Source organism: Pseudomonas putida (genome assembly GCF_003228315.1).
GTDB lineage: Bacteria > Pseudomonadota > Gammaproteobacteria > Pseudomonadales > Pseudomonadaceae > Aquipseudomonas > Aquipseudomonas putida_S.
Window position 1 is genome coordinate 5,187,784 of the sequence record NZ_CP029693.1, and the last position, 26,260, is coordinate 5,214,043.

The window sequence follows — 26,260 nt, forward strand, 5'->3', positions numbered from 1 at the left end:
TCGCTCCCACAGTGGACAAATGTCGAACACAAAATCTGTGTTCACTGAACATCCCTTGTGGGAGCGAGCCTGCTCGCGATGAGGTCCGAAAATTTAACGCAAAAACGCCTGCCGATACTCCCCAGGCGTCCCGCCCAGCGACTGCCGAAACCGATTGGTAAAGTGACTGGCACTGGCAAACCCGCAAGCCAGTGCAATCTCCCCCAGCGGCTGTGAGGTCCAGCGCAGCATTTCCCGCGCCCGGCTCAAGCGTCGCGCCAACACGTACTGATGCGGCGGCAGGCCGAAGCTTTCGCGGAACATCCGCGCAAAGTGATATTCAGACAGCGCGCACAACGCCGCCAGTTGTCCCAGGCTGATGGCCGCGTCCAGATGGCTGTCAATGTATTCCACCAACAGCCGCCGCTGATGCGCCGCCAGTCCACCCTTGAGGCGCAAGCCCGGACGTTTGCTGACCTGGCTGAGAAGCGCATGGCCGAGGATGTCGTGGGCCAGGCTGCTGGTGAACAGCCGCTCGCCCGGTTCGTCCCATTTGAGGGCGATCAACTGCCGGAAACGCAGCGCCTGTTGCGGATCTTCAAGAAAGGTCTGCTCGCGCAACTGCAACTCCCGGGGTTCACGATCAAGCAGCGTGACGCAACCCAGGGCGAATTGTTCGGGGCTGAAATAGAGGTGGGCGAGGCGAATATTGCCGTTGATCACCCAGCCGGACTGATGATCGGCGGGCAGCACGCACAGTTTGTCGGGACCACCCTTGGTGCCGGGTTGATCGCGGCGAAAGGTGCCGGTGCCGCCAGCGATGTAGCAGGACAGCGTGTGATGGCTCGGCGCCTCGTAGTCCTGGGCGTCGTGATGATTGCTCCACAGGGCCGCGGACAGGCCGTCACCGAGCTCGGCGCTGTGCTCCAGGCGAGCATTGGGCGAGCGGTTGAGGGCTTGGAAGACTTGCAGGGTGTCCAGTGCGGCCATGATCGTTGCTCTCTACCTCCAACTGCATCCGACGCCTCGCATCCTACTCCGTAGACGTTCGCCTGCCAGCCCGCGGTGCGACAAAAGCGCAAGTTTATGCAAGTGCGCGGGCCTGCGGCGCAGGACACTGGGCACCTATTGAGGAGCCTGCGCCATGAATCTTTCTTTGTATCTGCTGACCGTGCTGATCTGGGGCACCACCTGGATTGCCCTCAAATGGCAATTGGGCGTGGTGGCGATTCCGGTGTCTATCGTCTATCGCTTTGGCCTGGCCGCGCTGGTGCTGTTCGCGATGCTGCTGCTGAGCCGAAAACTGCAAGTGATGAACCGGCGCGGGCATCTGATCTGCCTGGCTCAGGGGCTGTGCCTGTTCTGTGTCAACTTCATGTGCTTCCTCACCGCCAGCCAGTGGATTCCCAGCGGTTTGGTGGCGGTGGTGTTTTCCACCGCGACCCTGTGGAACGCCCTCAATGCGCGGGTGTTCTTCGGCCAGAAAATCGCTCGCAATGTGTTGATGGGCGGTGCATTGGGCCTGCTTGGCCTGGGGCTGCTGTTCTGGCCCGAACTGGTTGGCCACACCGCCAGCCCGCAGACTTTGCTCGGCCTGGGGCTGGCCCTGTGCGGCACCTTGTGTTTTTCGGCGGGGAACATGCTGTCGAGCCTGCAACAGAAAGCCGGGCTCAAGCCGTTGACGACCAATGCCTGGGGCATGGCTTACGGTGCGGCGATGCTGTCGGTCTGGTGTCTGGTCAAAGGCATCCCGTTCGACATGGAGTGGAGTGCCCGCTACATCGGTTCGCTGCTGTATCTGGTGATTCCAGGCTCAGTGATCGGTTTCACCGCGTACCTGACGCTGGTCGGGCGCATGGGGCCGGAACGTGCCGCTTATTGCACCGTGCTGTTTCCGGTGGTGGCGCTGAATGTCTCGGCATTTGCAGAAGGTTATCAGTGGACCGCTCCGGCGCTGGCCGGGCTGGTGATGGTGATGCTGGGCAACGTGTTGGTGTTCCGCAAACCCAGGGCAAGCGTGAGTCCTGTAGCAGGCAAGCTGGCTTGAATGGCAACGGGGTCAGTTGTCCTTCGCCACCAACAGATAGATCAGGCCGAGGAACATGTATTCAATGTTGCTTCTGGCCCAGTCAAAGGCATTGCGTTGCGCGGAATATTCCATGTCGAACCATTCGTTGAGAATGATCACGTACAAAGTCTGGTAAACGAAAAGTGCAGTGCTGAAACCAATGATGGCGAACTTCTTGGCTTCGTGGAATTCACTGCGTGATGCGGAAAGTTTGCGGCACAGATGATAAATGCCGACCAGGAAACTGAAGGTGAAGATGATTTCGAGGGTGATGATTGCCCAGTAAAAACGATGATGGAAGAGGCTGGAGGAAATGGCTCGATAGCGTCGAGAGTCGTTCCCTTCGGTGTCGCTCATGCTAATGATTCGCCCGATGTATTCGGAGTAGGCCGCGTAGTCGGTGAAGTTGTTGGCGAGGGTCATCAGTCCGAAAAGAGCCGCCATCACGACGACCAGTATTTTGCTGCGCCTGAGGACGCCGGCAGTGGTGAAGTTGCTCATGGAAATACTCCGAAATGCACGGCAAATGCCGTTAAGTCGTCGGAGTTTATAGGCGTTTCCCGCCATGTCGCCGGGCACTGAATTGCAAGTTATGTCGTCGTTACATGCCGGTATGAGCTGCCGCAGGCTGCGATCTTTTGATCTTGAAAAACCAGCTCAAAAGATCGCAGCCTGCGGCTGCTCCTACAGGGAAATGCGCTTACGGGATCAGCCCTTCCAGACCTGCGGGTTGACCAGATCCTGCGGCCGCTCGCCCAGCAGTGCGGCGCGCAGGTTGCTCAGGGCGCGATTGGCCATCGCCTCGCGGGTTTCGTTAGTGGCCGAGCCGATGTGCGGCAGGGTCACGGCGTTTTTCAGCTGGAACAGCGGCGACTCGGCCAGCGGTTCCTTTTCGTACACATCCAGTCCCGCGCCGCGAATCCGGTTGTTTTGCAGCGCTTCGATCAGGGCCGGCTCGTCCACCACCGGGCCGCGCGCAATGTTGACCAGGATGGCACTCGGCTTCATCAGCGCCAGTTCGCGATGGCTGATCAGGTGTCGGGTCTTCTCGCTGAGCGGTACCACCAGGCACACGAAATCGGCTTCGGCCAGCAGTTGGTCCAGGGTGCGGAACTGCGCGCCGAGCTCCTGTTCCAGCTCGACCTTGCGGCTGTTGCCGCTGTAGATGATCGGCATGTTGAAACCCAGGCGGCCACGACGGGCAATCGCCGCGCCGATGTTACCCATGCCGACGATCCCCAGGGTCTTGCCGTGGACATCGCAACCGAACAATTGCGCACCGACCGTGGCTTGCCATTGGCCGGCCTTGGTCCAGGCATCGAGTTCGGCCACGCGGCGGGCGCTGCTCATGAGCAGGGCAAAGCCCAGGTCGGCGGTGCTTTCGGTGAGCACATCCGGGGTGTTGGTCAGCATGATCCCGCGTTCGCTGAGGTAGGCCACGTCATAGTTGTCGTAGCCCACCGAGACGCTGGACACCACTTCCAGTTTGGCGGCGTTCTCCAGTTGCGCGCGACCGAGTTTGCGGCCGACGCCGATCAGGCCGTGAGCGTGGGGCAGGGCTTCATTGAACTGGGCATTGATGTCGCCGTTTTTCGGATTCGGCACGATGACGTCGAAGTCTTGTTGCAGGCGTTCGACCATTTCCGGCGTGACGCGGCTGAAGGCGAGGACGGTTTTTTTCATGGAGGCTGGCTCGTCGGGCGGAGGAGAATGCTGAGCACGCTAACATTCTTCCCGGGATTTGTGCGAGTCACTTGGCAGCAGATTGCGGCGCTTCATCCAGTTATACTGGCGCCTTTCGCGGCTCGCTGATCGGGCCCGACACTTTACGTATCACCCGGAGCTTTCATGACTTCCCCGAAACAACCGCCGGTTGCCGACACCTTGAGCGACGAGCAGGCAACGCTGGCAGACGACGTCGAGTCCAGCACTGACGGCGAAACCAAAGCTGCCATCCCGGCGTTCAAGTTCCCGTTCAAGCCGGGTGAGCTGGCGGCCGCCAAGGGCTCCAACCAGCCGTGGTACAAGAATGGCGCCAAGAACGGCCACACCAAGACGCCGGGCATGGCACCGCCGGGGACTCGGCGGTCGATGGGCAAGCGCTAGGATCCAGAATTTGTGGTAATGGTTCTACCGCTATCGCGAGCAAGCTTTGCTCCTACATTGAATCTCTGCCAGTCGCCTGTATTGCGAACGACAAAGATCCCTTGTAGGAGCAAAGCTTGCTCGCGATGAGGTCGTTACAGGCACCGCAACTGTTGGATCAAGCCGCCCGCAGAGAAATAAACGCATAATTGGGCGCATCCACCGCCACCTGCGCCCCCGTCGCCAGCACTTGCCCGGCGACCTCCTCACTCGACAGATGAAACTGCCACTCGCTGCTCCATTCCGGCAATGTCTGCCCATGCAGCTCATCGATGATCTTGGCGAACTCGTTCATGTCCGGCAGATACGCGGTAAAGCCATCGCCCTTTAGCGCCGTCGTGCGAATGCCCAGCAACGCACAAATCGCATCCTTCATCAGGATCTCGTCGCGATCCGCCTGACGGGATTGCTGGATCAATTGCGCCAGTTCCCGATCGACCAGTTCGCCGCCGACAATCAACTGCGGCCCGGTTTCCCACGACTCGGGCGGGCATTCCTTGACCGCCGTGTTCAGTGGAATGTGCGGGTTGATCTCCATCGGATAGATACGGCACACCAGTGGCCGGCGGTCGTAGATACGGCAGCGGTTGTCTTCGTCAAGATTTCGACAGGCGCCGGCGTTGTAGGCGGCGAAGGTGATGGCGACGAATGCCTCGGTATCGGCGCTGCGAACCGGTGCGGAACGGCGCTGGGCGTGTTCACGTTGCTCTGCCGGCAGACCCAGGCCGTTGCTCAAGAAGGCTTCCACCAGCACGATCACCTGGCCACCGTCGGCGGCCCACATGCGGGCTTCGGACAGGGTCAGGGAAACATGGTGGTCATGGCAGCATTTGCCACAGCCTACGCAGGAAAACGTCGTATTCATTGAGCGCACAGTCGCATCCACAGGCATGAATCGGCGACAGAAAGCCGCCGCGAAGGCCCTGTCAAAGCAAGTTATGCGCCACTCAATGCGCCTTGGCGGTCGGGCGGATGGAGTCCCATTCGGTCACGTAGGCGGTTTTGCTCTGCTTGTTGTAAAGACACAGCTCGGTGCCCTGGGCGCCTTTCATGTGTTTTTGCGGGTACTGGCCTTGCAGCAGGACGGCGGTGTAGCCGACGCGGTCATCGAACTGCGCGGGGGGGCCGACAGGTTTGGTGTTCTTCAGGCCACTGGCCTTGGTGCAACTGGCGAGCACGGTTTTGTCGTAGGCGGCCCAGGCGTCGAAGCTGGAGGCGTGGGCCTGGGTGGCGAGGGCGGTGAGGCAGAGGAGGGTGAGGGTTGCGAGTTTCATGGTTCAGGGATCCTTGGATGGTGACCAAGGCTGAGTATGCCTGATGGTGTGATGGAGATTATGTCGGCCCCCATCGCGGGCAAGCCTTGCTCCCACAGGATTTGGAGTTGGTTGCGCAATTTGTGTAAGACCCGAAACCTGTGGGAGCAAGGCTTGCCCGCGATGGCGGTGGGTCAGGCAGGCACCAATTCCCGGCGGACTGCATACATGCCGACACTCTCATATAACCGCCGCGCCCGCCGGTTGTCCTCCAGCACCTTCAAATCCACAAACCCTTCCCGACGCTGCCGGAACACACTGAACGCCTGCAGCAGCAACCCACGCCCCAACCCCTGGCGCCGGGCGCGGGGATGCACCACCAGATCCTTGATGTAGGCACTGGTCCAGCACTGGCACACGGCGACTACGCCATCGGCATCCAGTGCAACAAGACACAGGGTGGGATCGTATTCGGGGTCACTTTCAAACCGCTGCTGCCAGACATCCAGCGCGGGCACGCGCCCACCGCCGTCCTGGTGGCCCAGCTCCATCAAGTGGTGCACGGCAGCGGCGAGTTCGGGCCGGTAGTGGGTCAGTTGAATGCCGGACGGCCAGTCGCTGGCGGGCACGACCTCAGTGAGGTCGCGCCGCATCAACCAGCAATAGTCAGCGGCCAAGACTCAGTGACCCTGTTCGGCCACAGCCTTGGCCGCGGTGATCAGGCACTGGGTCAGTTCCGGCGAGGAGAACTTGGTCAGCACCGCATTGGCGCCGGCCTGCCGGGCCTTTTCGCTGTTCATCGCGCTGTCCAGCGAGGTGTGCAGCAACACGTAGAGATGGGCAAAGTCCGGGGTTTCGCGCAGGGTGCGGGTGAAGGCGTAGCCGTCCATCTCGGACATTTCGATGTCGGAGACAATCAGGTTGATCTGCTGGGCGGTGCCCTGCAGGTCCAGCAGGCAATCGATGGCTTCCTTGGCGCTGCGCGCGGTGTGGCATTGCAGGCCGAGATTGCGCAGGGTGTGCACCGACTGCTGCAACGCCACCTGGCTGTCGTCGACCACCAGAATCCGCGCGCTGCCCAGGATTTCCGCGTCTTCCATGGTCAGTTCGGTCGGCGACATGTCGATCTCCACCGGTGCGATACCGTGGATCACTTTCTCGATGTCCAGCACCTGCACCAGCGTGCCGTCGACCGAGGTCACGCCAGTGATGTACGCGCGGGAACCACCGGAGCCGAAGGGAGGTGGGCGGATGTCGGTGGTCAGGCAATGCACGATCTTGCTCACCGCCTGTACGTGCAGACCCTGCTTGGAGCGACTGACGTCGGTGACGATCAGGCAACCGCCGTTGGGGTCTTCCAGTGGACGTTCGCCGATGGCGCGGCTGAGGTCGATCACCGACAGCGAGGCACCGCGCAGGGTGGCGATGCCTTTCACGTGGGGGTGCGACTCCGGCAGTTTGGTCAGCGGCGGGCAAGGGATGATTTCACTGACTTTGAGCAGGTTGATCGCCATCAACTTGCCGCTGCGCAGGGTGAACAGCAGAAGCGAAAGTGAATCCGCGCGGGCTTTGGTGGAGGACATAAAAACCTTCTTTGGAAAAAGGTGGCGGGCGACTGCGAGGATCGCCAACAGCTATCGATGCCGGGTTATCGACTTGTTGGGGGCAGGCTTTAGAAATTCGGTTGAATGTTAGACCGCCATCGCGAGCAGGCTCGCTCCTACAGTTGATTGCATTTCAAATGTAGGAGCGAGCCTGCTCGCGATGGGGCCCTCACTTCATGCCCAACCTTTTGGCCATCCGCCCGAGATTCGCCCGATCCAGCCCCAACTCCCGTGCCGCGCTGGCCCAGTTGTTGTGATGCCGCTCCAGGCACGCACCGATCAACTGGCGCTGATAATTTTCCGTGGCCTCGCGCAAATCACCGATCACCAGTGGGATGGCTGCGGTGGCCGGTTGCTCGGCGGCGACTTCCAGGCTGCCATCGGGCAGGTCCAGATCGGCCGCGCTCAAGCTGAGAATCTTCGGTCGCTCCTTGCAGTTGCCGAGGGCTTTCAAGGCGCTGCGGCCGATCAAGTGTTCCAGTTCCCGCACGTTGCCCGGCCAGTCATAGGCCAGCAACGCCACCTGGGCGTCGCTGTTCAGGCGCAGGCTGTTGAGGCCCATGCGTGAGCGATTCTGCTCAAGGAAATAGCCGCTGAGCAGCAGCACATCGCGGCCACGGTCACGCAGGGCCGGGACCCGCAACGGGTAAACGCTGAGGCGGTGATAGAAGTCGGCGCGGTAGCGGCCGCTGCGCACTTCTTCGGCCAGGTCGCGGTTGGTCGCGGCGATCAATCGCACATCGACCTGATGCTCCTTGTCCGAGCCCAGGCGTTGCAGTTGGCCGCTTTGCAGCACCCGCAGCAATTTGGCTTGCACCGTCAGCGACAACTCGCCCACTTCATCGAGAAACAGCGTGCCGCCGCTGGCCAGTTCGAACTTGCCGCGCCGGTCGCCCAATGCCCCGGTAAAGGCACCGCGCACGTGACCGAACAACTCGCTTTCCACCAGCGTGTCGGGCAGTGCGGCGCAGTTGAGGCTGATGATCGGCTTGTTGGCTCGGGGCGACGCAGCGTGGATGGCTTGGGCGACCAGCTCCTTGCCGACCCCGGTTTCCCCGGTGATCAGCACGGTCAGGTCGCTGCCGCCCACCAGATTGATTTCTTCCACCAGGCGCTTGTGGGCCTTGCTCTGGCCGATCATTTCGCGGCTCTGCTGGCCGCTGGCCTGACGGTAAACCTCGGCGCGCTGGTGCTCGTCCTCGACGCGATTGTTCAGGCGCTGGATGCGCTCGGCGGCGTTGACCGTGGCGGCCGCAAGGCTGGCGAAGGCCTCCAGGGCGTCCAGTTCGATGGGCTCGAAGCGTTCGGGGTCGAGGGCGTCGAGGGTCAGCAAGCCCCAGGGGCGTTCGTCGATGAACAGCGGGCAGCCCATGCAATCGTGGACTTCCAGATGATCATCGAGACCATCGACCAGCCCGTCATAAGGGTCGGGCATGTCACTGTCGGCGGCGAACCGGGTCGGCCCGTGGCTGCTGAGCAAGGCTTCGAAGCGCGGATGCTCGCTGACCTTGAAGCGTCGACCGAGGGTGTCGGTGCTCAAACCGTCGACGGCCAGCGGCACCAGCCAATCGCCATCAAGGCGCAGCAGGGCGGCGGCATCGCAAGGCAGGAGGGCGCGCATGGCTTCCAGCAGGCGTCGATAGCGCTCGCCTTCAGGGAGTTCGCGGGACAGGTCCGAGACCAGGGGAAGCAGGGCGGTGAGCAGGGATTTTGCAGTCATAATGACTCCGTGTAGTCGACATGACTATAAGGCGGCTTGTGTCGATATGACTACTCTATTTTTAAGTTATTGATTTTTAAGTAAATAAAAGTTGGCACGAAAGCTGATATCCCTAAGGCAATCGATTACAAACCCTCGATGTTCAGGAGTCACCTTATGCTTAGCGTTCAAGACCGTGCCATCGTCAAATCCACCGTGCCGCTGCTGGAGAGCGGTGGCGAAGCGCTGATCACCCACTTCTATCGTATGATGCTGTCCGAGTACCCGGAAGTCCGCCCACTGTTCAACCAGGCCCACCAGGCCTCCGGTGATCAGCCGCGCGCGCTGGCCAACGGCGTATTGATGTACGCACGCCACATCGACCAGCTCGATCAGTTGGGCGACCTGGTGGCCAAGATTATCAACAAGCACGTGGCCCTGCAGATTCTGCCGGAGCACTACCCGATCGTCGGCACCTGCCTGCTGCGCGCCATCGCTGAAGTGCTGGGCGAAGAAATCGCCACCCCGGAAGTGATCGCAGCGTGGGGCGCGGCTTACGGTCAACTGGCGGACATCCTGATCGGTGCCGAAACCAGCATCTACGACCAGAAAGAACAGGCACCCGGCGGCTGGCGCGGCGCGCGGGAATTCATCGTCGCCGACAAGGTGGAAGAAAGCGCGGAAATCACCTCGTTCTACTTCGAACCAGCCGACAAAGGCCCGATTCTGGCGGCAGAGCCAGGCCAGTACATCGGCATGAAGCTGATCCTCGATGGCGAAGAAATCCGCCGCAACTACTCGTTGTCGGCACGGCCCAACAACGGCCGGTACCGCATCAGCGTCAAGCGTGAAATCGGTGGTCGTGCTTCCAATCACCTGCACGATGCACTGCACGTGGGCCAGAGCATCCAACTGTTCCCGCCATCGGGCGAGTTCACCCTGACCGCCAGCGACAAACCGCTGGTGTTGATCAGCGGCGGTGTCGGCATCACCCCGACGCTGGCGATGCTTGAAGCCGCGCTGGAAACCGAGCGCCCGGTGCACTTCATCCACTGCGCCCGCAACGGCAGCGTCCACGCGTTCCGCGACTGGATCGAAGGCTTGGCTGCGCGTCACCCGCAACTCAAGCGCTTCTACTGCTATGCCGAAGACGACGGTGTGAGCCCGGCGGCGCACAAGGTCGGCCTGCTGAGCCTGGAGCAACTGGGCGAATGGCTGCCAGCCGAGCGCGATCTGGACGCTTACTTCCTGGGGCCGAAAGGTTTCATGGCGGCGATCAAGCGTCACCTCAAGGCGCTGGGTGTGCCCGAGAAGCAAAGCCGTTACGAGTTCTTCGGGCCGGCTGCGGCGCTGGAATAATCGATCAGGCGCGCGGTGGACCTGTTCCACCGCGTCGCCTTCTTCGCGGGCAAGCCTTGCTCCTACAGGATTTGTGTCGTTCACATACACCGGGAACGACACAAATCCTGTAGGAGCAAGGCTTGCCCGCGATGGCGTCACCTCGGTCTTAAACTGAAAAAACCGCACGAAAGTTAATCCCTTCTTAACCCGCCAGGCGTCTTCTCCCCCGATCCCCGCGACACGCACCCGATTCTCCAAGAGCCAGGCCAGCGTGTAGACTGGCGGGCAATCGATATCTGGAAGGGAAACGCGATGAGCGAGGAAACACTGCGGTTGGGGCGTGAACGGCGCTATCTGGTATTGCTGGGCATCATCTGCCTGGCGCTGATCGGCGGCGCGCTGTACATGCAAATCGTGCTCGGCGAGGCACCATGCCCGCTGTGTATCCTGCAACGCTACGCCTTACTGCTGATTGCCATCTTCGCCTTCATCGGCGCGGCCATGCGCAGCCGTCGCAGCATCACGATCTTCGAAACCCTGGTGGTGATTTGTGCGCTGGCAGGCGCTGGCGTTGCCGGGCATCACGTGTTCACGCAGTTCTACCCGGCCGTGAGCTGCGGTATCGATGTGCTGCAGCCGATTGTCGACGACTTGCCGCTGGCCAAGATCTTCCCGCTGGGCTTCCAGGTCGACGGTTTCTGCTCCACGCCGTACCCGCCGATCCTCGGTTTGTCCCTGGCGCAATGGGCGCTGGTGGCCTTCGTGCTGGTGGTGATTCTGGTGCCGTTGCTCACGGTGCGTAACCGCAAAAACCTGCGCTGAGGTCGATGGCGGCAACGCCGCGCACAACCTGAAAACGCCCCGGTCCTTGAAAGAGGGCCGGGGCGTTTTTGCATTTTCAGAGGCTTCGTTAAAACATCGTGATATGCGGCAAGCTAGGGTGCGACACGTGTGCGACATGTTGTCACATCTTTTGTGTCGCACCATCTTTCAAGGGGGCGAATTGGTGCGCGGGCAGGCGGCGAAATTGGCCTGTTTTCCAGCGTGGCCATTTCCCTGCCATCAAGCTCGAGCAGGCAGTTTTAACAGGCTCTGGCAATTTGCCAGAGCCCCCGTCATATGGGGGCTTTGCCGGCATCGAGAGCGAGGATCGGGTGCTCGATACTGTCTGAAATGCGGGTAGGTAGACCTACTAATTTTGGTGTTTTTGTTGAGAATCAATTTCGATACCATGCCGCACTTTTACGAGTTCCGTTAAGAATTGTTGCGGCTCGGGATATAAATTATTTCGGGATGAGACATGGTTTAAAAAACACGAAATATCTACAATCGCCCGCACTGAATCCCCGGCGCTGCTCACCCTCACCAGGTCATTGAGCAGGGAAGGGTGTCGAGAGGCCGGGTGGCTTCATGCGACTCCCAGGTGTCGGTGCCTCCAACTATCCGCACCAAATGGAATTGGTCTGTAACAAGGCCTTTGACCACGTATCGAATAAGAACTCGATGCTAGCCCAGGATTTGTCGAAACGCGTCTGACGCACGACGGGCCAGCCCTTATTCAATCCAAGAAAAATGCCAACCCTTGGCAGGGTGAAGTGTTGGCGATCAAAACCCAACTGCATGGCGCAAGCTGCTTTAGAGGTCGTGAGATGATTAAAAACAGGTACCCCAGACTACTAGGCTTAGTGCCCCTGATCGGCGCGTTGTTGCTGTCAGGCTGCAACATGACCTTGCTCAACCCCAAGGGCCAGGTCGGTCTGGATGAGCGAAACCTGATCATCACCGCAACGCTGCTGATGCTGCTGGTCGTGGTTCCGGTGATCGTGATGACGTTCCTGTTCGCCTGGAAATATCGCGCCTCCAACACCAGCGCCACCTACACGCCGAAGTGGAACCACTCCACCAAGATCGAGATCGCGGTGTGGGCTGTGCCAATCATGATCATCATTGCCCTGGGTTACGTGACCTACAAGTCGACCCACGCCCTGGATCCGTATCGTCCGCTGGAATCCGACGTCAAGCCTGTGACCATCGAAGTGGTCGCGCTGGACTGGAAATGGCTGTTCATCTACCCGGAACAAGGCATTGCCACGGTCAACAAGATCGTGTTCCCGGCGCACACGCCAATCAACTTCAAGATCACTTCCGACGCTGTGATGAACTCGTTCTTCATCCCTGCGCTCGGCGGTCAGATCTACGCGATGGCGGGCATGCAGACCAAGCTGCACTTGATCGCCAACGAGAACGCTGAAATGGACGGTATCTCCGCCAACTACAGCGGCGCTGGCTTCACCGGCATGAAATTCAAAGCGACCGCAACGACCCAGGAAGAATTCGACGCTTGGGTCAATGAAGTCAAAAAGGCACCTAAAAAGCTTGAACAGGCTGAATACGCAGCTCTTGCCAAGCAGAGCCAGAACAACCCAGTCGAGCTCTACTCCTCGGTTACACCGAACCTGTTCCAGATCATCGTCGACAAGTACGAAGGCATGAAACCGGGTCCTAAGGTGCACCACGAGAAGAAAGAGAAAGAAGTGGCCGCTACGGACATGAACTCGCATTCAGCTGCCGGGGCAGAGGAGTAAACGATGTTTGGTAAATTAAGTTGGGAAGCGGTCCCGTTCCACGAGCCGATCGTGATGGTGACCATCGCCATGATCGCCCTCGGTGGCGTGGCACTGTTCGCTGCAATCACCTACTTCAAGAAGTGGACCTATCTGTGGACCGAGTGGCTGACGTCGGTCGACCACAAGAAAATCGGCGTGATGTACATCATCGTCGCCATGGTCATGCTGTTGCGCGGCTTTGCCGACGCCATCATGATGCGTACCCAGCTGGCCATGGCCACCGAGGGTTCGCCTGGCTACCTGCCTCCTGAACACTATGACCAGATCTTCACCGCTCACGGTGTGATCATGATCATCTTCATGGCGATGCCATTCTTCACCGGCCTGATGAACCTTGCAGTGCCGCTGCAGATCGGCGCGCGTGACGTTGCCTTCCCGTTCCTGAACTCCCTGAGCTTCTGGCTGCTGGTTTCCGGCGTGGTGCTGATCAACCTGTCCCTGGGCGTCGGCGAATTCGCCAAGACCGGTTGGGTTGCCTATCCGCCGCTGTCGGGCCTGCAATACAGTCCGGGCGTGGGTGTGGATTACTACATCTGGGCGCTACAGCTATCCGGGCTAGGTACGACGTTGACGGGGGTCAACTTCCTGGCCACCGTGCTGAAAATGCGTACCCCTGGCATGAAGCTGATGGACATGCCGATCTTCACCTGGACCTGCACCTGGGCAAACGTTCTGATCGTGGCTTCGTTCCCGATCCTGACCGCTACCCTGGCACTGCTGACGCTTGACCGTTACATGGATTTCCACATTTTCACCAATGAACTTGGTGGCAATCCGATGATGTACGTCAACCTGTTCTGGGCTTGGGGTCACCCTGAGGTTTACATCCTGATTCTGCCGGCCTTCGGTATCTTCTCCGAAGTGGTTTCGACCTTCTCGGGCAAGAAACTGTTCGGCCACCACTCCATGATTTACGCATCGGGCGCGATCTCGATCCTGGGCTTCATGGTTTGGCTGCACCACTTCTTCACCATGGGTTCGGGTGCCAGCGTCAACGCCTTCTTCGGTCTGGCGACGATGCTGATTTCCATACCGACGGGTGTGAAGCTATTCAACTGGCTGTTCACCATTTACCAGGGCCGTCTGCGCTTCACCAGCCAGGTGATGTGGACCCTGGGCTTCATGGTCACCTTCGCCATCGGCGGCATGACCGGCGTACTGCTGGCCATCCCGGGTGCCGACTTCGTTCTGCACAACAGCCTGTTCGTGATCGCGCACTTCCACAACGTGATCATCGGTGGTGCTGTATTCGGTTACATCGCCGGCTTCGGCTTCTACTTCCCTAAAGCGTTCGGCTTCAAGCTGCACGAAGGTTGGGGCAAGGCTGCATTCTGGTTCTGGATCACCGGCTTCTTCGTCGCGTTCATGCCGCTCTATGTACTGGGCTTCATGGGCATGACCCGTCGTCTGAACGCCACGACCAACCCTGAGTGGGTGCCGTACCTGTACGTCGCCATGTTCGGTGCGATCCTGATCGCCGCCGGTATCGCGTGCCAGCTGATCCAGCTCTACGTGAGTGTGCGTGACCGCAACAAGCCAGAAAACATGTGCGAACACGGCGACCCGTGGAATGCACACACCCTGGAATGGTCGACCTCGTCGCCACCTCCGTTCTACAACTTCGCCGTGCTGCCAAAAGCCGATGGCGTCGATCCGTTCACCGAAGCGAAGGAAAACGGTACTGCGTACAAGACTCCGGCCAAGTACGAACCGATCCACATGCCAAACAACACCGCTACCGGTGTGGTGATGGGCGCGCTGCTGACCGTGTTCGGTTTCGCGATGATCTGGCACATCTGGTGGCTGGCAATCGCGAGCCTGGCTGGCACCGTGATCTACTTCGCGATCCACGCGGCCCGTGATGATCAAGGCTACTACGTGCCGGTCGACGTGATCGAGCGCATCGAAGCCGAGCAGCACAAGCGTCTGGTAGCGGCCGGTAAAGTCCGGGCCACCACCACCCGTGTTGAAACCTCGTTGGAACAGGCTTAAACCATGTCGAACTTAGTGACCAATGTTGGACACGCCCATGGTCATGACCATGGGCACGATGACCACCACCACGACTCGGGCGAGATGACCGTATTCGGTTTCTGGCTCTACCTGATGACCGACTGCATTCTGTTTGCGTCGATCTTCGCAGCGTACGCGGTACTGGTTAACAACGTAGCGGGTGGCCCGTCGGGCCACGACATCTTCGAACTGCCATACGTGCTGGGCGAAACCGCTCTGCTGTTGTTCAGTTCGATCACCTACGGCTTCGCCATGCTGGCGTTCTTCCGTGGCAACAAGAAGCAGGTCCTGGGCTGGCTGGCCCTGACCTTCCTGTTCGGTGCCGGCTTCATCGGCATGGAGATCAACGAGTTCCACATGCTGATCTCCGAGGGCTACGGCCCTAACCGTTCGGGCTTCCTGTCCGCGTTCTTCACCCTGGTTGGTACCCACGGTCTGCACGTGACCAGCGGTCTGATCTGGATGGCGATCATGATGTATCAGGTGCAGAAAAACGGCCTGACGGCGACCAACAAGACCCGTCTGAGCTGCCTGAGCCTGTTCTGGCACTTCCTGGACGTCGTGTGGATCTGCGTATTCACCGTTGTTTATCTGATGGGGACTATGTAAATGGCTAACGCTCATTCCCACAATGGCCACGACGACGGCAGCCACGGCAGCGTCAAGTCCTACGGCATTGGCTTCATCCTGTCGGTGATCCTGACCCTGATTCCGTTCGGTCTGGTGATGTACCCGACGCTGCCAAAGTCGATCACTCTGCTGATCGTCGTGGCATTCGCCGTGATCCAGGTGCTGGTGCACCTGGTGTACTTCCTGCACCTGGATCGCTCGTCGGCACAGCGTAACAACGTCATCGCGTTTGTCTTTGCCGCGATCGTGATTGCCCTGCTGGTTGGTCTGTCGATCTGGATCATGTTCAGCATCCACACGTTCATGATGGCGAAGTGAGGTAAATCCGCATGTCCTTCAAGCACTTTATCCAAATCACCAAACCGGGGATCATTTTCGGTAACGTGCTTTCTGTGGCAGGCGGATTTTTCCTGGCCTCCAAAGGGCATGTCGATCTGGCCATCTTCCTGGCCGCCATGATCGGCACGTCCCTGGTGGTTGCCTCCGGTTGCGTGTTCAACAACTGCATCGACCGCGACATCGACCTGAAGATGGAACGCACCAAGAACCGGGTGCTGGTCCAGGGCCTCATCTCCCTGAAACTGGCCCTGGCCTATGCGACCGTCCTGGGTGTCGCCGGCGTTGCCCTGTTGTACAAGGTGGCCAACCCGTTGGCCGCGCTGTTCGCGGTGATCGGCTTCGTTATCTACGTCGGCTTCTACAGCCTGTACCTCAAGCGCAAGTCGGTTCACGGCACGCTGGTGGGCAGTCTGTCGGGCGCCATGCCGCCAGTGATCGGCTACGTCGCGGTGAGCAACACCTTCGACATGGCTGCACTGACGTTGCTGGTGATGTTCAGCCTGTGGCAGATGCCGCATTCCTACGCCATCGCGATCTTCCGCTTCAACGATTACCTGGCCGCATCGATCCCGGTGCTGCCAGTGAAACGCGGAATCCAGGTGGCCAAGAAGCACATCTTGATCTACATCCTGGCCTTCCTCGTGGCGACTCTGATGCTGACCTTCAGCGGCTACGCCGGCATGAGCTACCTCGCCGTCGCCGCGGCCATGGGCATGTACTGGCTGTACATGGCCTGGACCGGCTACAAGGCAGTGGATGACACGGTCTGGGCACGCAAGCTGTTCGTGTTCTCGATCTTCACCATTACCGCGTTGAGCGTGGCGATGTCCCTGGACTTCAAAGTGCCGACCGAGTTGCTGCTGACGTACGCGCCTTAAGCGTCGGATGCGATAAAGAAAAACCCCGCCCTTCGAAAGAAGGTGCGGGGTTTTTTGTTGGCTTGGGTTTGGTCAGGGAATTCGATTTAACTTGGCTTTTACTGGTGCGTGAATGCGATCAAACGTCAGCCTTCGTTTATTTCGGAAAGCAGTGCATGGCATTTGGGAAACGTCCTAACGCCATTTTTCATGCATCTCAGTACGGTCCATTTCGATCACCACACTCCCATCGATGGTAGAGGTTAGAAATGGAATTACAGGACGTAGTCGTTCCCCGTCTGAACACGAGCACGGCGTTGGGGCAGGCATTGGTGTCGATGTTCAAGTCAGTCGAAGTGCAGCTGACGCTTGAAGGTGCCAAATCGGGTGCGCTCAAAATCATCGTCTTTGGTGGCTGCGCGGTTCATCTGTACACAAATCATCGAGTCTCCACGGACGTCGATGCCGAGATCTACGAGTTCAATTTTCCTGGAGATCTTCACCTGCAGACCCTTCTTGCGCAGGTCCCGGAAGTATTCACAGATGAACGATCAGGTCGACTGATGGAGCTGAACTACGACCTGCAATACAACACAAGCTTTGGTCCTATCCATGAGGACTACTGGGAGCGCAGCTTGCCTCTGGTGGAATTCCCCGCAGCGTCTGCGCTGCATGTTCACATTGCAGCACCTATAGATCTGGCAATCTCAAAGCTGGGAAGGGCTACGGAACAGGATATCGGCGACATCATGGCACTTCTCAGGGCAGGCTTCGTACGAAGCACAGAATTCCATCGGCTGGCATTGCAGGCGATTGATGTATATGTTGGCAACAAAGAGCAACCTATCTCTGTTCTCACCAATATCCTGCAAGACTATCTGGAGACGACAGATGACGAAGCCCCTTGACGGCCAAGTCCTCTCCTCAGCTTTGGACACACTGGTCAGAAGTCCTCTGGATCAGGCAGACGACGCTGCGCTTATCAGCGCTGCCAAGGCCGTGTGGTATTCGAACTCCAATCTGAAGGGCGAAATTTCAGCATTTCTGAGCTGTCATAACGACGATTTGCAATTAAGACGGGCAGGGTATCTGCTTGAGCGCTTCACGCGCTTCGCCTGTGTGTCTGATACCCGTGTGTCGGAAACCCTGAGTGCTCTCGAGCTTTTTTCGCGCTCAACTTCCAGGCAAGAAATGACTCCACACACGGGCCTGCCGCTTAATCAGCGCCGCGATGTACTTGCCATTTCCTGGGGGTTGGAGGAAGGGCTTGGGCTAAAAACCCAAACACTGTTGCCTTACCAGACGAGGCACTATGAAGCAGAGCAGCGCTCGATGTTTTCCTGAGCTGATCGATACCTGAAAGCCCCGCATTCAAAGAATCGCGGGGCTTTTTCATTCAGGCGCGGTCGAGCAATCGCATGAACCGCTCGCGCACCAAAGTGCTATCGCTATGGCCGACGTTGAAACGCAGGAACTGACTGGCATTAGGCGCTTTGCTGAGCAGCGTTCCGGGGGCCAATACCAGGTCGATTTCCAGACCTTTTCTCGCCAGCGTTTCGGCGTGAAACCCTTCGGGCAATTGCGTCCAGATGAACAAACCTTCGTGGGGTAGCGATGACACCGAGCAACCGGCCTCGACCAGCCAGCCGGATACCCGGCTGCTCGACTCGTAAAGCCTGTCCACTGTGCGCCGTGTGTGTTTGGCGTAGCTGCCATCGCTGAGCATCGCGCAGACGATCTGCTCCGCCAGTTCCGAGGTCATGCCGCCGCAGGCCATTTTCAGGGTGACCATGCGGGCCGCCAGTTGTGGCGAGAGCACCGCGAAACTGACGCGGCTGTTGGCGGTCAGGGTCTTGGAGAATCCGGAGACGTAGCTGACATTGTCCAGCCCACCCGCCGCCAGGCGCGGGGTCATGCGTTGTTGCAGGTCGCAGTACAGATCGTCCTCGACGATATGGAAGCCATAGCGATGGCTCAACTCCAGCAAGCGATAGACCTGCGCCGGTGAGAACGAATGTCCGGTCGGGTTGTGCAGGACGTTGTTGGTCATGTACAGCACCGGGCGATGAGTATTCACCAGTTGCTCGAAGGCCTCCATGTCCATGCCATCGGCACCACGGGCAATGGTGATGACCTTGGCGCCATGCAAGGCCAGGTTGGTGTGCATGGTGAAGTAGCACGGGTCGTCGAGCAGCACGGTGTCGCCGGGTTTGACCAGCAGACGCATCAGCATGTCGATGGCCTGTACGGTGTTGGCGGTAGTGACGATCTGGTCCACCGGCACTTCGATGCCGATGGCCGACAGCTTGACGCGCAACGCTTCGCGAAGTGGCAGGTAACCGGCGGCGACGCCGTACTCGCCCATTTGCAGAGAGGTCGCACGCAGGGTGCTGCGCACGGCCTTGAGCAGTTCTTCGGCAGGCAGCCAGGAGGAGGGGAGGAAGCCGGCACCGGGACGCAATGCGCCGGTGTCTTGCAGCACCGCGCGGCGGACCACGCTCAGTGTGTCCTGGGGCTGCAGGTCCGGCCCGGCGTCGGTCTTGAGGGTGACGCTGGAGCGATGCACGTAGTGCCCCGAACCCTGGCGAGATACCACCAAACCCTTGGCCCGCAAGCGGTCCAACGCATCCACCACCGTGGACTTGCCCACGTTCATCAGCTCGGAGAGTTCGCGAATCGGCGGCAGCCGCGAACCATGTGGAAGTCCGCCCTGGCTGATCGCCACGGACAATTGATCGACGATCTGCTGGACCAGCGGCACACCCGGCTGGAACTCGAAAGCGGCGATCACGGCACGCTGAACCTGCATTTTACTGGTCTCTCCGGCAGTAAAGTTCGTTCGATTCTAAACGAACTTGCTCTGATGAAAACAAGCCTCTGTCTCTACCATCACCTTACAGACTTTCCTGATTGTTGGCGCTCCACGCCGGAAAAATCACGGGTTCAAGAGGTGCTGCATGAGTGTTCAAACCACGGTCGCCGTCGCCAAGCCGGTGATCAACATCCGCCTGTTTGCGATCCGGATCATCACCGCGGTATCGCTGTTTGCGGTATTGGGCAAGGCCAACGTCTGGCTCGACACCGCGACCAACAGCATCCTCGCCCTGGGCTATCGCGCCTTGCTCCTGTTGCTGCCGCTGACGTTGCTGGTCCTGGGCCGCCGCTCCCTGAGCGTCACCTTGCTCTGCGCCGCCTCCGGTCTGGTATTGCTGGCCGTCACCCGTAACCAGGGCGTGGTGATGTTCGCCGCCGCGCTGTTCGCCTACGGCATCGCGATTGCCGGTTACCTGATCAAGAGCGAAGCGGCGCAGACCAAGGAAGGCGCGGCCTACAACCGTGTGGCGATGAACATGGGCAGCCTGCTGGCCGGTCTGATCCTGCTGTCGCCGCTGCTGACCCCGACCATGTTTTTCCTCGGTGCGGCGGCGTTCGTGCTGCTGTGCCTGCCCATCGCTCTCGGCGCGACCTTTACCTCCGAGCCTGTGACCGCAAGCCCCATCACTCACGATGGCAGTGGCTGGCGCAACAAACTGCCGTGGGTGATCGCCGGGATCATCATGGGCATCAAGCTGTTCGGAGTGTTCTCGATCCTGCCCCAGGCGATCCTGCTCAAGACCGGTGAACTGCCTGCCTGGTACGGCCTGATGCTGATCCTCAACAGCGCCGTGGTGGTGTTCGCCCAGGTGCCGGTGATGAAGCTCATCGAGCGCACCGGTCGCTTCAAGGTCGTGGCGGTGATCGGGATCATCGTCGGCGGTTTCGCGGTGCTGTCGTCACCCGCCGCCTTCCATGTCGAGACCCTCATGGGCGCGCTGATCTGGGTGGCGCTGCTGTCCATCGCCGAATGCGCGTTCAGCTATCTCGATTACTTCTCGGTCAAGCAGAACAACATGTTCGTCAAGGAAGTCTCCCTGGGCGTGGGCGCCGGGCTCACGGTGCTGGTCATGCGGGTGGTGCCGGCGCCGTATAACGCGCTGCTGCTGGCGGCCATCGGCGCGGGGGGAATCCTGGCGTGGTACTGGTTCAACCGTAAATCCCAAGCGTCGTTACACGACTGAGTCGTCGCGGGTGCGGGTTTCAATTTGCAAGACGGGGGCATTATGAATACGACTTCATGCGTCGTAGTGGTCGGTTACAACGGCAATCGGGTTCACGATATCCCGAAATTGCGCGAGCTGTGCAAGCAGCTCTACAACGCCAGGCTGATCCTGCTGGTCGAGCAGGTCCAGCCGCACGACGATCAGGTGGCAGACCATGTCTGCAGTTGCTCGCTGGCGGAAAAAGACGTCGCCGAATCCCTTGAACTGGTGGTGGGTTGCCTGAACGCCGATCGCTGGAAGCTGATCGGCGTGTTGCCGTTTTCCGACCGTGGCGTGCTGCTCGGCGCGGCGCTGGCCAGTCATTTCGGGCTGCCCGGCATCACGCCGGCCGAGGCACGGGCGGGGCTGGACAAGCAGATCTTCCGCAGCCTGGAAGTCATGGCCACCGAGGCGCCCGAGGATTACCGCCCGGTGTTTTCCACCCGGGTCGAGAGCCTGTCCGAGTTGCGTCAGCGGGTGGTCGAGTTGGGTGGCAAAGCCTTCATCAAGCCCGCTTGCGAGGGCGCGAGCCGCGGTTGCCGGGTGATCAATCATCCGTCGGAGTGTGATGAAGTCTGGCAGGCACTCAAGCCCTACCGCGAAGGCGGCATCGTCATTGAAGAGTTGATCCAGAACGCCCGTGAATACAGTTGGGATTGCGTGGCCGGCAGCACCTGGATCACCGAAAAAACCACCACCGAAGGCGCCTACCGCGCCGAGATCCAGCAGGTGGTTCCCGCGCCTCTGGCGGAGGACGTACAGACGCAATTGCTCGACGCCGGACGGCACATGGCCGACCTGGTGTCGCTGGACAACGGCGCCTGGCACAACGAGGTGTTCCTGCGTGCCGACCATCTGACCTCCGCCGTGGAAACCAACATGCGCCCCGGCGGCATGCACATCTGGGACCTGGCACGTCAGGCGTTCATCGATTTCAACCCGTGGGAGCGCTGGGTGCGCTGGGCCGTGGAAGGCCGGATCGAACCCTATGAACCAGTCGCTCGCGGCTATTGCGGCATTCGTCTGCTCAGGGCGCCAGCCGGCGGGATTTTGCGTTCGATACCCGACATCGAGTCGCTGGCCCGTTCGCTGAACATCGAGGTGGTGGAGGGCAAGTTTGCCAAGCGCATCGGTGATTCGGTGTCGGCGCTGGTGAAGGACAACTTCTCGTTCATCGGCCACATCGTGCTGTTCAACGAGCACTACGGGCAGCTCAGCAACGACCTGTTGCGGCTGTCGCAAGCCATCGAGGTAAACGTCGGGATCACCAGCCTGGAGCCGCCCGTGAGGGCCGCGGGCTGAATTCGTAGCGGTTGTAGTTTTGGCAGTATTGATGAGGATTCGGTAAATGATTGAACACATGACCTGTGATGAACGTTTCATCGCCCTGGCCAAGGAGTTCGGCTTTGACATCTACGGTGAGAACACCGTGGGCGGCCGTTACACTCCGCTGATTCGCCACCACGATGAGCTGTACATCAGCGGTCTGGTGCCACGCATGGATGGCAAGATTCTCTATCCGGGCCGTGTCGGCCGGGACCTCGGCATGGCGGACGCGCAAGCGGCGGCCAGCATCTGTGCGTTGCGCGGTCTGGCGTTGATCGTCGACGCCATCGGTTCACTGGATAAAGTCAAATCACTGATCCGCATCACCGTGCATGTACGGTGCACGGAGGACTTTGTCGATCTCAGCGAAGTGGCCAACGGTGCGTCAGATGTCTTCAGTCATGTATTGGGTGATGCCGGTAAACATACGAGAACCACTGTCGGGGTTTATCAGTTGCCGAAAAATGCCGCAGTCGAAGTTGATATGATTGCGGCGCTGCGTCCCTCGGTTCTGTAATCAATGAAAGTTCCTGCTTTACAGTTACAAGTTGTTGTCCTAGTGTCTGGTGACTCAAGTCACCGGACATTTGGTATTTGCCCATGAATAACGTTCAAGGCAGGTTCTTTTCATATAAGGATTTTCGTCAGAGTTTGAATAATTCGCCGATGGGAGCGCGAGTCTGGACGCAGGGCGAACTGGCGGATATGCGTCAGAGTCTGGCGGACAGTGATGTCGATATTGTCGCGCTGGCCCACGACAACAGCCCTGAAGGTTGCAGGCTGACCCCAGGGATGGCGGTCTCCATGCAATGGCTGATCCCGGGCACCAGGCTCGACGGCCATGCCCATGCCTGGTGGCATCTGTTCATCATCCAGTCCGGCAGTGGAACCCTGACCCTGGACGGTGCCGATGAGGTCAGCGTCGGCCCCGGCGACGTATTATCGGTGCCGGCCTGGACCCGGCATGGCTTCGTCAACACCAGCAAAACCGAGCCTTTGGCCATGCTCAACATGAGCAACATGCCGCAAATGGCGCAGCTGTCGAACGCCACCCTCTAATCATCCCCCCTGCTTTTCTGTAGGAGCGAGCCTGCTCGCGATGGTCGTCAACGATGACGCGTATTCATTGGTAATACGCGGCGTCCGTGAGTCCATCGCGAGCAGGCTCGCTCCTACAGTTTCCCTGTTCAGCCCATAAAATATTGTCACCTGCGGCAACAAATTTCCCCACGCCAGAAACTTTCTGTATCGATTGAAACAGACAAATTCTGTATCTATTCAGCCCCCAATCAACTTAATACGATCACTTCCAATGCAGGTTTATCAATGCAGCCATTGCAAGGGAGTGTTCTATGGAAAACCGAAAACTCAAACTGTATGTCGGTGCGGATTTTATTAGCGCATTTGCGATGTCGGCATTTGTGGCGCTAAAGGAGAAGCAACTTTCGTTCGACTTTGTGACAGTGGATTTGAAGGCTAAAGAAAACTATCAAGATGCTTATAGGGATCTTTCCCTGACTAACAAAGTTCCCACGTTAGTTCATGAGGATTTCGCGCTGTCGGAATCTTCCGCCATCGCCGAATACCTGGAAGAACTCTCCCCAGGCCATAAAAAACTCTATCCACAGGACCTCAAACAGCGCGCCCGTGCCCGTCAACTCCAGGCCTGGCTGCGCAGCGACTTGCTGGTGGTGCGCAAGGAGCGCCCGTTTGACCTGGTGTATTTCGGCAAGAAGGACACCCCGCTCTCCGACGATGCGAAAGCAGCAGTCGAGCGCCTGTTCTTCGTCGCCGATCACCTGCTGGAGGAGGGCGCCGAGCACCTGTTCGGTGACTGGAGCATCGCCGACACCGACCTGGCCATCATGCTCAACCGCCTGGTCGCCAACGGTGATCCGGTGCCTGCGCGACTGACGGCCTACGTGCGCCAGCAGTGGGACCGCGACAGCGTCCGGGCATGGATGGACATAGAGCGCGTAGCGCCAGCCACCAAGTGATCACTGCCAGCCAACACCAGGAGCGCTGCCATGCAGGGACTGTCGGAGCACGAAAGATACAAACCCTATAACTCACGCACCATCCGCGAGACGCCGTACTGGCACAAACTCACGCCGGATTTGCAGGAGGCCATGACGGTCGTGGCCCGGGTCATGCCGTTTCGCACCAACGAATACGTGCTGGGGACGCTGATCGACTGGAACAACATCCCGGACGATCCGATTTTCCGCATGACGTTTCCCCACCGGGACATGCTGCTGCCGGACGAATACACCTCGCTCAAGCAATTGATCGAGCTGGACGACAGCGCGGCCATCAAGCGCAAGATCGAAGCGATCTGGCTGCGCATGAATCCTCATCCGGCCGGACAGCTGACGCACAACAACGCCACCCTCGACGGAAAAGTCCTGCCGGGCATACAGCACAAATACCGCGAGACCGTGCTGTTTTTCCCCGGCGCCGGGCAGACCTGTCACGCGTACTGCACCTTCTGTTTCCGCTGGGCGCAGTTCATCGGCGAGGAAGAACTCAAGTTCAACGCCCGGGAATCCCAAGAGCTGGTGAGCTATCTGCGGGTGCATCCGCAGGTAACCGACGTGCTGATCACCGGGGGCGATCCGCTGATCATGAACAGCCGCTCCCTGGCGAGCTACATCGAGCCGTTGCTGGAATTGCCGCACCTGAAAAGCATCCGCCTGGGCACCAAGTCGGTGGCGTATTGGCCGCAGCGGTTTGTCAGCGACAAGGATGCACCGGAGTTGCTCGAGCTGTTCCGGCGGGTCATCGCGGCGGGGAAAAACCTCTCGATCATGGGGCACTACAACCACCCGGTAGAGCTGCGCCAGGACATCGCCCGGCAAGCCGTCGAACGTATTCGCAGTACTGGCGCGACCCTGCGCATGCAGGCGCCGGTGATCCGCCACATCAACGAAAACCCGGACGATTGGGCAGCGTTGTGGACCGAAGGCGTGCGCCTGGGCGCGGTGCCCTATTACATGTTCGTCGAACGCGACACCGGTCCCAGCCATTACTTCGCAATGCCCCTGGCGCGGGCCTTCGAGATCTTCCAGGCGGCGTATCGCACGGTGTCGGGGCTGGCGCGCACGGTGCGCGGGCCGTCCATGAGCACCTTCTACGGCAAGGTGTTGATCAATGGCATCGAGACCGTCGCGGGGGAAAAAGTCTTCGTGCTGCAGTTCCTCCAGGCCCGGGATCCGCAATGGGTGTTGCGCACCTTCTATGCGCGCTTCGACCCGCAGGCGACCTGGTTCGACGAGCTGAGACCGGCCTTTGGCGAACGTGCGTTTTTCTTTCAGAACGAACCTGAGCGGTTGCTGGCAGCCAAGCCGGAATTGATACCGGTCCTGCTGCAAACGGCGTAGGGCATTTCTTGTGATGTATGGGGAGATATGGACATGAGCACTATCCCGTTTGATCAACGCGATGGGGTGATCTGGCTCGACGGCGAGTTCGTCGAGTGGTCGCGGGCGCGTCTGCACGTACTGACCCACGGCTTGCACTACGCGAGCACGGTCTATGAAGGGGAGCGGGTGTACAACGGCAATATTTTCAAACTGCGCGAACACACCGAGCGGCTGTATCGCTCGGCGCAGTTGATGGATTTCGTCATCCCGTTCGAGCCTGAAGAACTGGAAGCGGCCAGCTATGAACTGCTCAAGCGCAACCAGGTGGTCGAGGGCTATCTGCGACCGGTGGCCTGGCGCGGCAGCGAGATGATTTCCACCTCGGCGCGCTTCAACCGGGTGCATGTGGCGATTGCCTGCTGGCAATGGCCGAGCTACTTCGACCCGGCGGCACGCATGGCCGGTATCCGCTTGAAGACCGCTACATGGCGTCGTCCGCCACCCAGCAGCAGCCCGTTCGAGGCCAAGGCGTCGGGGCATTACCAGATCGCCACCCTGAGCAAGCACGACGCGGAAGACAACGGTTTTCACGACGCGTTGATGCTCGACTGGCGTGGTCACGTGGCCGAAGCCACCAGCGCCAATGTGTTCTTCACCCAAGGTCGCACGCTGTACACACCGGTGCCGGATTGCTTTCTTGACGGCATTACCCGGCAGACCGTCATCGGGCTGGCCAGGGCGCTGGATTACCAGGTGGTCGAAACCACAATTCTGCCTACGCAACTGGGCGACTTCGAAGAATGTTTTCTCACCGGCACCGCCGCCGAAATCACGCCTGTGCAAAGCATCGACGAGCATCGCTATCGACCGGGCGATGTGTGCCGCGACCTGATTGCCGCTTACACCTCAACCGTCAACGCCTGATCAACCGCCAGGAA

27 protein-coding genes are annotated in these 26,260 nt (G+C 59.5%); 18 read left to right on the forward strand and 9 right to left on the reverse strand.

The features are described 5' to 3' along the window. Positions 1–93: 93 nt before the first annotated feature. Positions 94–969 (reverse strand): helix-turn-helix domain-containing protein, encoded by an 876-nt coding sequence (locus DKY63_RS24250; RefSeq protein ID WP_110966420.1) that lies wholly within the window; start codon positions 967–969, stop codon positions 94–96. 154 nt (positions 970–1,123) lie between these two features. Here DKY63_RS24250 and DKY63_RS24255 point away from each other — a divergent pair, with 154 nt between their 5' ends. Beyond that, the gene (locus DKY63_RS24255; protein ID WP_110966421.1) at positions 1,124–2,026 is read left to right on the forward strand and encodes a DMT family transporter; all 903 of its coding nucleotides are present in this window, start codon (positions 1,124–1,126) and stop codon (positions 2,024–2,026) included. A gap of 12 nt (positions 2,027–2,038) precedes the next feature. On the opposite strand, the gene DKY63_RS24260 is transcribed toward DKY63_RS24255, so the two are convergent. Further along, complete coding sequence (locus DKY63_RS24260; RefSeq protein WP_110966422.1) at positions 2,039–2,548, reverse strand: DUF2165 family protein; 510 nt, start codon at positions 2,546–2,548, stop codon at positions 2,039–2,041. A 207-nt stretch (positions 2,549–2,755) separates the two neighbouring features. Beyond that, on the reverse strand, positions 2,756–3,730 hold the full coding sequence (locus DKY63_RS24265) for a 2-hydroxyacid dehydrogenase (protein WP_110966423.1): 975 nt from the start codon (positions 3,728–3,730) through the stop codon (positions 2,756–2,758). A gap of 165 nt (positions 3,731–3,895) precedes the next feature. On the opposite strand from DKY63_RS24265, the gene DKY63_RS24270 reads away from it, so the two are divergent. Next, complete coding sequence (locus tag DKY63_RS24270; RefSeq protein WP_110966424.1) at positions 3,896–4,153, forward strand: hypothetical protein; 258 nt, start codon at positions 3,896–3,898, stop codon at positions 4,151–4,153. Positions 4,154–4,310: 157 nt separating this feature from the next. On the opposite strand, the gene DKY63_RS24275 is transcribed toward DKY63_RS24270, so the two are convergent. The 5 genes from DKY63_RS24275 to norR form a co-directional block, all read right to left on the reverse strand. Then, positions 4,311–5,057, reverse strand: a complete 747-nt coding sequence (locus DKY63_RS24275) for a YkgJ family cysteine cluster protein (RefSeq protein WP_110966425.1) — start codon at positions 5,055–5,057, stop codon at positions 4,311–4,313. A gap of 82 nt (positions 5,058–5,139) precedes the next feature. Then, positions 5,140–5,466, reverse strand: a complete 327-nt coding sequence (locus DKY63_RS24280) for a hypothetical protein (RefSeq protein WP_110966426.1) — start codon at positions 5,464–5,466, stop codon at positions 5,140–5,142. A gap of 173 nt (positions 5,467–5,639) precedes the next feature. Continuing rightward, positions 5,640–6,098 (reverse strand): GNAT family N-acetyltransferase, encoded by a 459-nt coding sequence (locus DKY63_RS24285; protein ID WP_110966427.1) that lies wholly within the window; start codon positions 6,096–6,098, stop codon positions 5,640–5,642. A 27-nt stretch (positions 6,099–6,125) separates the two neighbouring features. Then, positions 6,126–7,028: a chemotaxis protein CheV gene (locus DKY63_RS24290; protein ID WP_110966428.1), complete on the reverse strand. Its 903-nt coding sequence runs from the start codon at positions 7,026–7,028 to the stop codon at positions 6,126–6,128. A gap of 190 nt (positions 7,029–7,218) precedes the next feature. Beyond that, the gene (norR, locus tag DKY63_RS24295) at positions 7,219–8,769 is read right to left on the reverse strand and encodes a nitric oxide reductase transcriptional regulator NorR (protein ID WP_110966429.1); all 1,551 of its coding nucleotides are present in this window, start codon (positions 8,767–8,769) and stop codon (positions 7,219–7,221) included. Between the two features lie 156 nt (positions 8,770–8,925). On the opposite strand from norR, the gene hmpA reads away from it, so the two are divergent. The 9 genes from hmpA to DKY63_RS24345 all read left to right on the forward strand — a co-directional run bounded on the left by hmpA (position 8,926) and on the right by DKY63_RS24345 (position 17,899). Further along, positions 8,926–10,107 (forward strand): NO-inducible flavohemoprotein, encoded by a 1,182-nt coding sequence (gene hmpA / locus DKY63_RS24300; RefSeq protein WP_110966430.1) that lies wholly within the window; start codon positions 8,926–8,928, stop codon positions 10,105–10,107. Between the two features lie 294 nt (positions 10,108–10,401). Beyond that, a complete protein-coding gene (locus DKY63_RS24305) occupies positions 10,402–10,911 on the forward strand; it encodes a disulfide bond formation protein B (protein WP_110966431.1) in 510 nt (169 codons plus the stop codon). 827 nt (positions 10,912–11,738) lie between these two features. Continuing rightward, positions 11,739–12,674: a ubiquinol oxidase subunit II gene (gene cyoA, locus DKY63_RS24315; RefSeq protein WP_110966432.1), complete on the forward strand. Its 936-nt coding sequence runs from the start codon at positions 11,739–11,741 to the stop codon at positions 12,672–12,674. Between the two features lie 3 nt (positions 12,675–12,677). Continuing rightward, positions 12,678–14,708: a cytochrome o ubiquinol oxidase subunit I gene (cyoB, locus tag DKY63_RS24320; protein ID WP_110966433.1), complete on the forward strand. Its 2,031-nt coding sequence runs from the start codon at positions 12,678–12,680 to the stop codon at positions 14,706–14,708. Between the two features lie 3 nt (positions 14,709–14,711). Beyond that, entirely contained in the window at positions 14,712–15,338 is a 627-nt protein-coding gene (locus DKY63_RS24325; RefSeq protein ID WP_110966434.1) for a cytochrome o ubiquinol oxidase subunit III, read from the forward strand. After that, positions 15,339–15,677, forward strand: coding sequence for a cytochrome o ubiquinol oxidase subunit IV (cyoD, locus tag DKY63_RS24330; protein ID WP_110966435.1), 339 nt, complete (start codon positions 15,339–15,341; stop codon positions 15,675–15,677). An 11-nt stretch (positions 15,678–15,688) separates the two neighbouring features. Next, positions 15,689–16,576 carry a heme o synthase gene (cyoE, locus tag DKY63_RS24335; protein ID WP_110966436.1) on the forward strand — a complete coding sequence of 296 codons (888 nt, stop codon included), beginning with the start codon at positions 15,689–15,691 and terminating at the stop codon, positions 16,574–16,576. 248 nt (positions 16,577–16,824) lie between these two features. Continuing rightward, on the forward strand, positions 16,825–17,463 hold the full coding sequence (locus tag DKY63_RS24340) for a DUF6036 family nucleotidyltransferase (RefSeq protein WP_204354257.1): 639 nt from the start codon (positions 16,825–16,827) through the stop codon (positions 17,461–17,463). Then, complete coding sequence (locus DKY63_RS24345; protein WP_110966437.1) at positions 17,447–17,899, forward strand: hypothetical protein; 453 nt, start codon at positions 17,447–17,449, stop codon at positions 17,897–17,899. The genes DKY63_RS24340 and DKY63_RS24345 overlap by 17 nt, the downstream gene beginning before the upstream one ends. Positions 17,900–17,951: 52 nt before the next feature. Here DKY63_RS24345 and DKY63_RS24350 read toward each other — a convergent pair whose 3' ends face one another. After that, positions 17,952–19,364: a PLP-dependent aminotransferase family protein gene (locus DKY63_RS24350; RefSeq protein ID WP_110966438.1), complete on the reverse strand. Its 1,413-nt coding sequence runs from the start codon at positions 19,362–19,364 to the stop codon at positions 17,952–17,954. Positions 19,365–19,512: 148 nt separating this feature from the next. Here DKY63_RS24350 and DKY63_RS24355 point away from each other — a divergent pair, with 148 nt between their 5' ends. The 7 genes from DKY63_RS24355 to DKY63_RS24385 all read left to right on the forward strand — a co-directional run bounded on the left by DKY63_RS24355 (position 19,513) and on the right by DKY63_RS24385 (position 26,246). Beyond that, positions 19,513–20,613 (forward strand): hypothetical protein, encoded by a 1,101-nt coding sequence (locus tag DKY63_RS24355; protein WP_110966439.1) that lies wholly within the window; start codon positions 19,513–19,515, stop codon positions 20,611–20,613. 42 nt (positions 20,614–20,655) lie between these two features. After that, on the forward strand, positions 20,656–21,936 hold the full coding sequence (locus DKY63_RS24360) for an ATP-grasp domain-containing protein (RefSeq protein ID WP_110966440.1): 1,281 nt from the start codon (positions 20,656–20,658) through the stop codon (positions 21,934–21,936). Between the two features lie 46 nt (positions 21,937–21,982). Then, positions 21,983–22,477, forward strand: coding sequence for a RidA family protein (locus tag DKY63_RS24365; RefSeq protein WP_110966441.1), 495 nt, complete (start codon positions 21,983–21,985; stop codon positions 22,475–22,477). An 83-nt stretch (positions 22,478–22,560) separates the two neighbouring features. Next, positions 22,561–23,019 carry a cupin domain-containing protein gene (locus DKY63_RS24370; protein WP_110966442.1) on the forward strand — a complete coding sequence of 153 codons (459 nt, stop codon included), beginning with the start codon at positions 22,561–22,563 and terminating at the stop codon, positions 23,017–23,019. A gap of 293 nt (positions 23,020–23,312) precedes the next feature. Next, positions 23,313–23,957, forward strand: coding sequence for a glutathione transferase (gene yfcF, locus DKY63_RS24375; protein ID WP_110966443.1), 645 nt, complete (start codon positions 23,313–23,315; stop codon positions 23,955–23,957). 30 nt (positions 23,958–23,987) lie between these two features. After that, positions 23,988–25,340 (forward strand): KamA family radical SAM protein, encoded by a 1,353-nt coding sequence (locus tag DKY63_RS24380; protein WP_110966444.1) that lies wholly within the window; start codon positions 23,988–23,990, stop codon positions 25,338–25,340. A gap of 33 nt (positions 25,341–25,373) precedes the next feature. After that, positions 25,374–26,246, forward strand: coding sequence for a branched-chain amino acid aminotransferase (locus DKY63_RS24385; RefSeq protein WP_110966445.1), 873 nt, complete (start codon positions 25,374–25,376; stop codon positions 26,244–26,246). The last annotated feature ends 14 nt before the right edge of the window (positions 26,247–26,260 follow it).

Bases quoted from the DNA above. Each gene is read 5' to 3' on its own strand.
- DKY63_RS24250 (WP_110966420.1), bottom strand. From the start codon at position 969: ATGGCCGCACTGGACACCCTGCAAGTCTTCCAAGCCCTCAACCGCTCG.
- DKY63_RS24255 (WP_110966421.1), top strand. From the start codon at position 1,124: ATGAATCTTTCTTTGTATCTGCTGACCGTGCTGATCTGGGGCACCACC.
- DKY63_RS24260 (WP_110966422.1), bottom strand. From the start codon at position 2,548: ATGAGCAACTTCACCACTGCCGGCGTCCTCAGGCGCAGCAAAATACTG.
- DKY63_RS24265 (WP_110966423.1), bottom strand. From the start codon at position 3,730: ATGAAAAAAACCGTCCTCGCCTTCAGCCGCGTCACGCCGGAAATGGTC.
- DKY63_RS24270 (WP_110966424.1), top strand. From the start codon at position 3,896: ATGACTTCCCCGAAACAACCGCCGGTTGCCGACACCTTGAGCGACGAG.
- DKY63_RS24275 (WP_110966425.1), bottom strand. From the start codon at position 5,057: ATGAATACGACGTTTTCCTGCGTAGGCTGTGGCAAATGCTGCCATGAC.
- DKY63_RS24280 (WP_110966426.1), bottom strand. From the start codon at position 5,466: ATGAAACTCGCAACCCTCACCCTCCTCTGCCTCACCGCCCTCGCCACC.
- DKY63_RS24285 (WP_110966427.1), bottom strand. From the start codon at position 6,098: ATGCGGCGCGACCTCACTGAGGTCGTGCCCGCCAGCGACTGGCCGTCC.
- DKY63_RS24290 (WP_110966428.1), bottom strand. From the start codon at position 7,028: ATGTCCTCCACCAAAGCCCGCGCGGATTCACTTTCGCTTCTGCTGTTC.
- norR (WP_110966429.1), bottom strand. From the start codon at position 8,769: ATGACTGCAAAATCCCTGCTCACCGCCCTGCTTCCCCTGGTCTCGGAC.
- hmpA (WP_110966430.1), top strand. From the start codon at position 8,926: ATGCTTAGCGTTCAAGACCGTGCCATCGTCAAATCCACCGTGCCGCTG.
- DKY63_RS24305 (WP_110966431.1), top strand. From the start codon at position 10,402: ATGAGCGAGGAAACACTGCGGTTGGGGCGTGAACGGCGCTATCTGGTA.
- cyoA (WP_110966432.1), top strand. From the start codon at position 11,739: ATGATTAAAAACAGGTACCCCAGACTACTAGGCTTAGTGCCCCTGATC.
- cyoB (WP_110966433.1), top strand. From the start codon at position 12,678: ATGTTTGGTAAATTAAGTTGGGAAGCGGTCCCGTTCCACGAGCCGATC.
- DKY63_RS24325 (WP_110966434.1), top strand. From the start codon at position 14,712: ATGTCGAACTTAGTGACCAATGTTGGACACGCCCATGGTCATGACCAT.
- cyoD (WP_110966435.1), top strand. From the start codon at position 15,339: ATGGCTAACGCTCATTCCCACAATGGCCACGACGACGGCAGCCACGGC.
- cyoE (WP_110966436.1), top strand. From the start codon at position 15,689: ATGTCCTTCAAGCACTTTATCCAAATCACCAAACCGGGGATCATTTTC.
- DKY63_RS24340 (WP_204354257.1), top strand. From the start codon at position 16,825: ATGGAATTACAGGACGTAGTCGTTCCCCGTCTGAACACGAGCACGGCG.
- DKY63_RS24345 (WP_110966437.1), top strand. From the start codon at position 17,447: ATGACGAAGCCCCTTGACGGCCAAGTCCTCTCCTCAGCTTTGGACACA.
- DKY63_RS24350 (WP_110966438.1), bottom strand. From the start codon at position 19,364: ATGCAGGTTCAGCGTGCCGTGATCGCCGCTTTCGAGTTCCAGCCGGGT.
- DKY63_RS24355 (WP_110966439.1), top strand. From the start codon at position 19,513: ATGAGTGTTCAAACCACGGTCGCCGTCGCCAAGCCGGTGATCAACATC.
- DKY63_RS24360 (WP_110966440.1), top strand. From the start codon at position 20,656: ATGAATACGACTTCATGCGTCGTAGTGGTCGGTTACAACGGCAATCGG.
- DKY63_RS24365 (WP_110966441.1), top strand. From the start codon at position 21,983: ATGATTGAACACATGACCTGTGATGAACGTTTCATCGCCCTGGCCAAG.
- DKY63_RS24370 (WP_110966442.1), top strand. From the start codon at position 22,561: ATGAATAACGTTCAAGGCAGGTTCTTTTCATATAAGGATTTTCGTCAG.
- yfcF (WP_110966443.1), top strand. From the start codon at position 23,313: ATGGAAAACCGAAAACTCAAACTGTATGTCGGTGCGGATTTTATTAGC.
- DKY63_RS24380 (WP_110966444.1), top strand. From the start codon at position 23,988: ATGCAGGGACTGTCGGAGCACGAAAGATACAAACCCTATAACTCACGC.
- DKY63_RS24385 (WP_110966445.1), top strand. From the start codon at position 25,374: ATGAGCACTATCCCGTTTGATCAACGCGATGGGGTGATCTGGCTCGAC.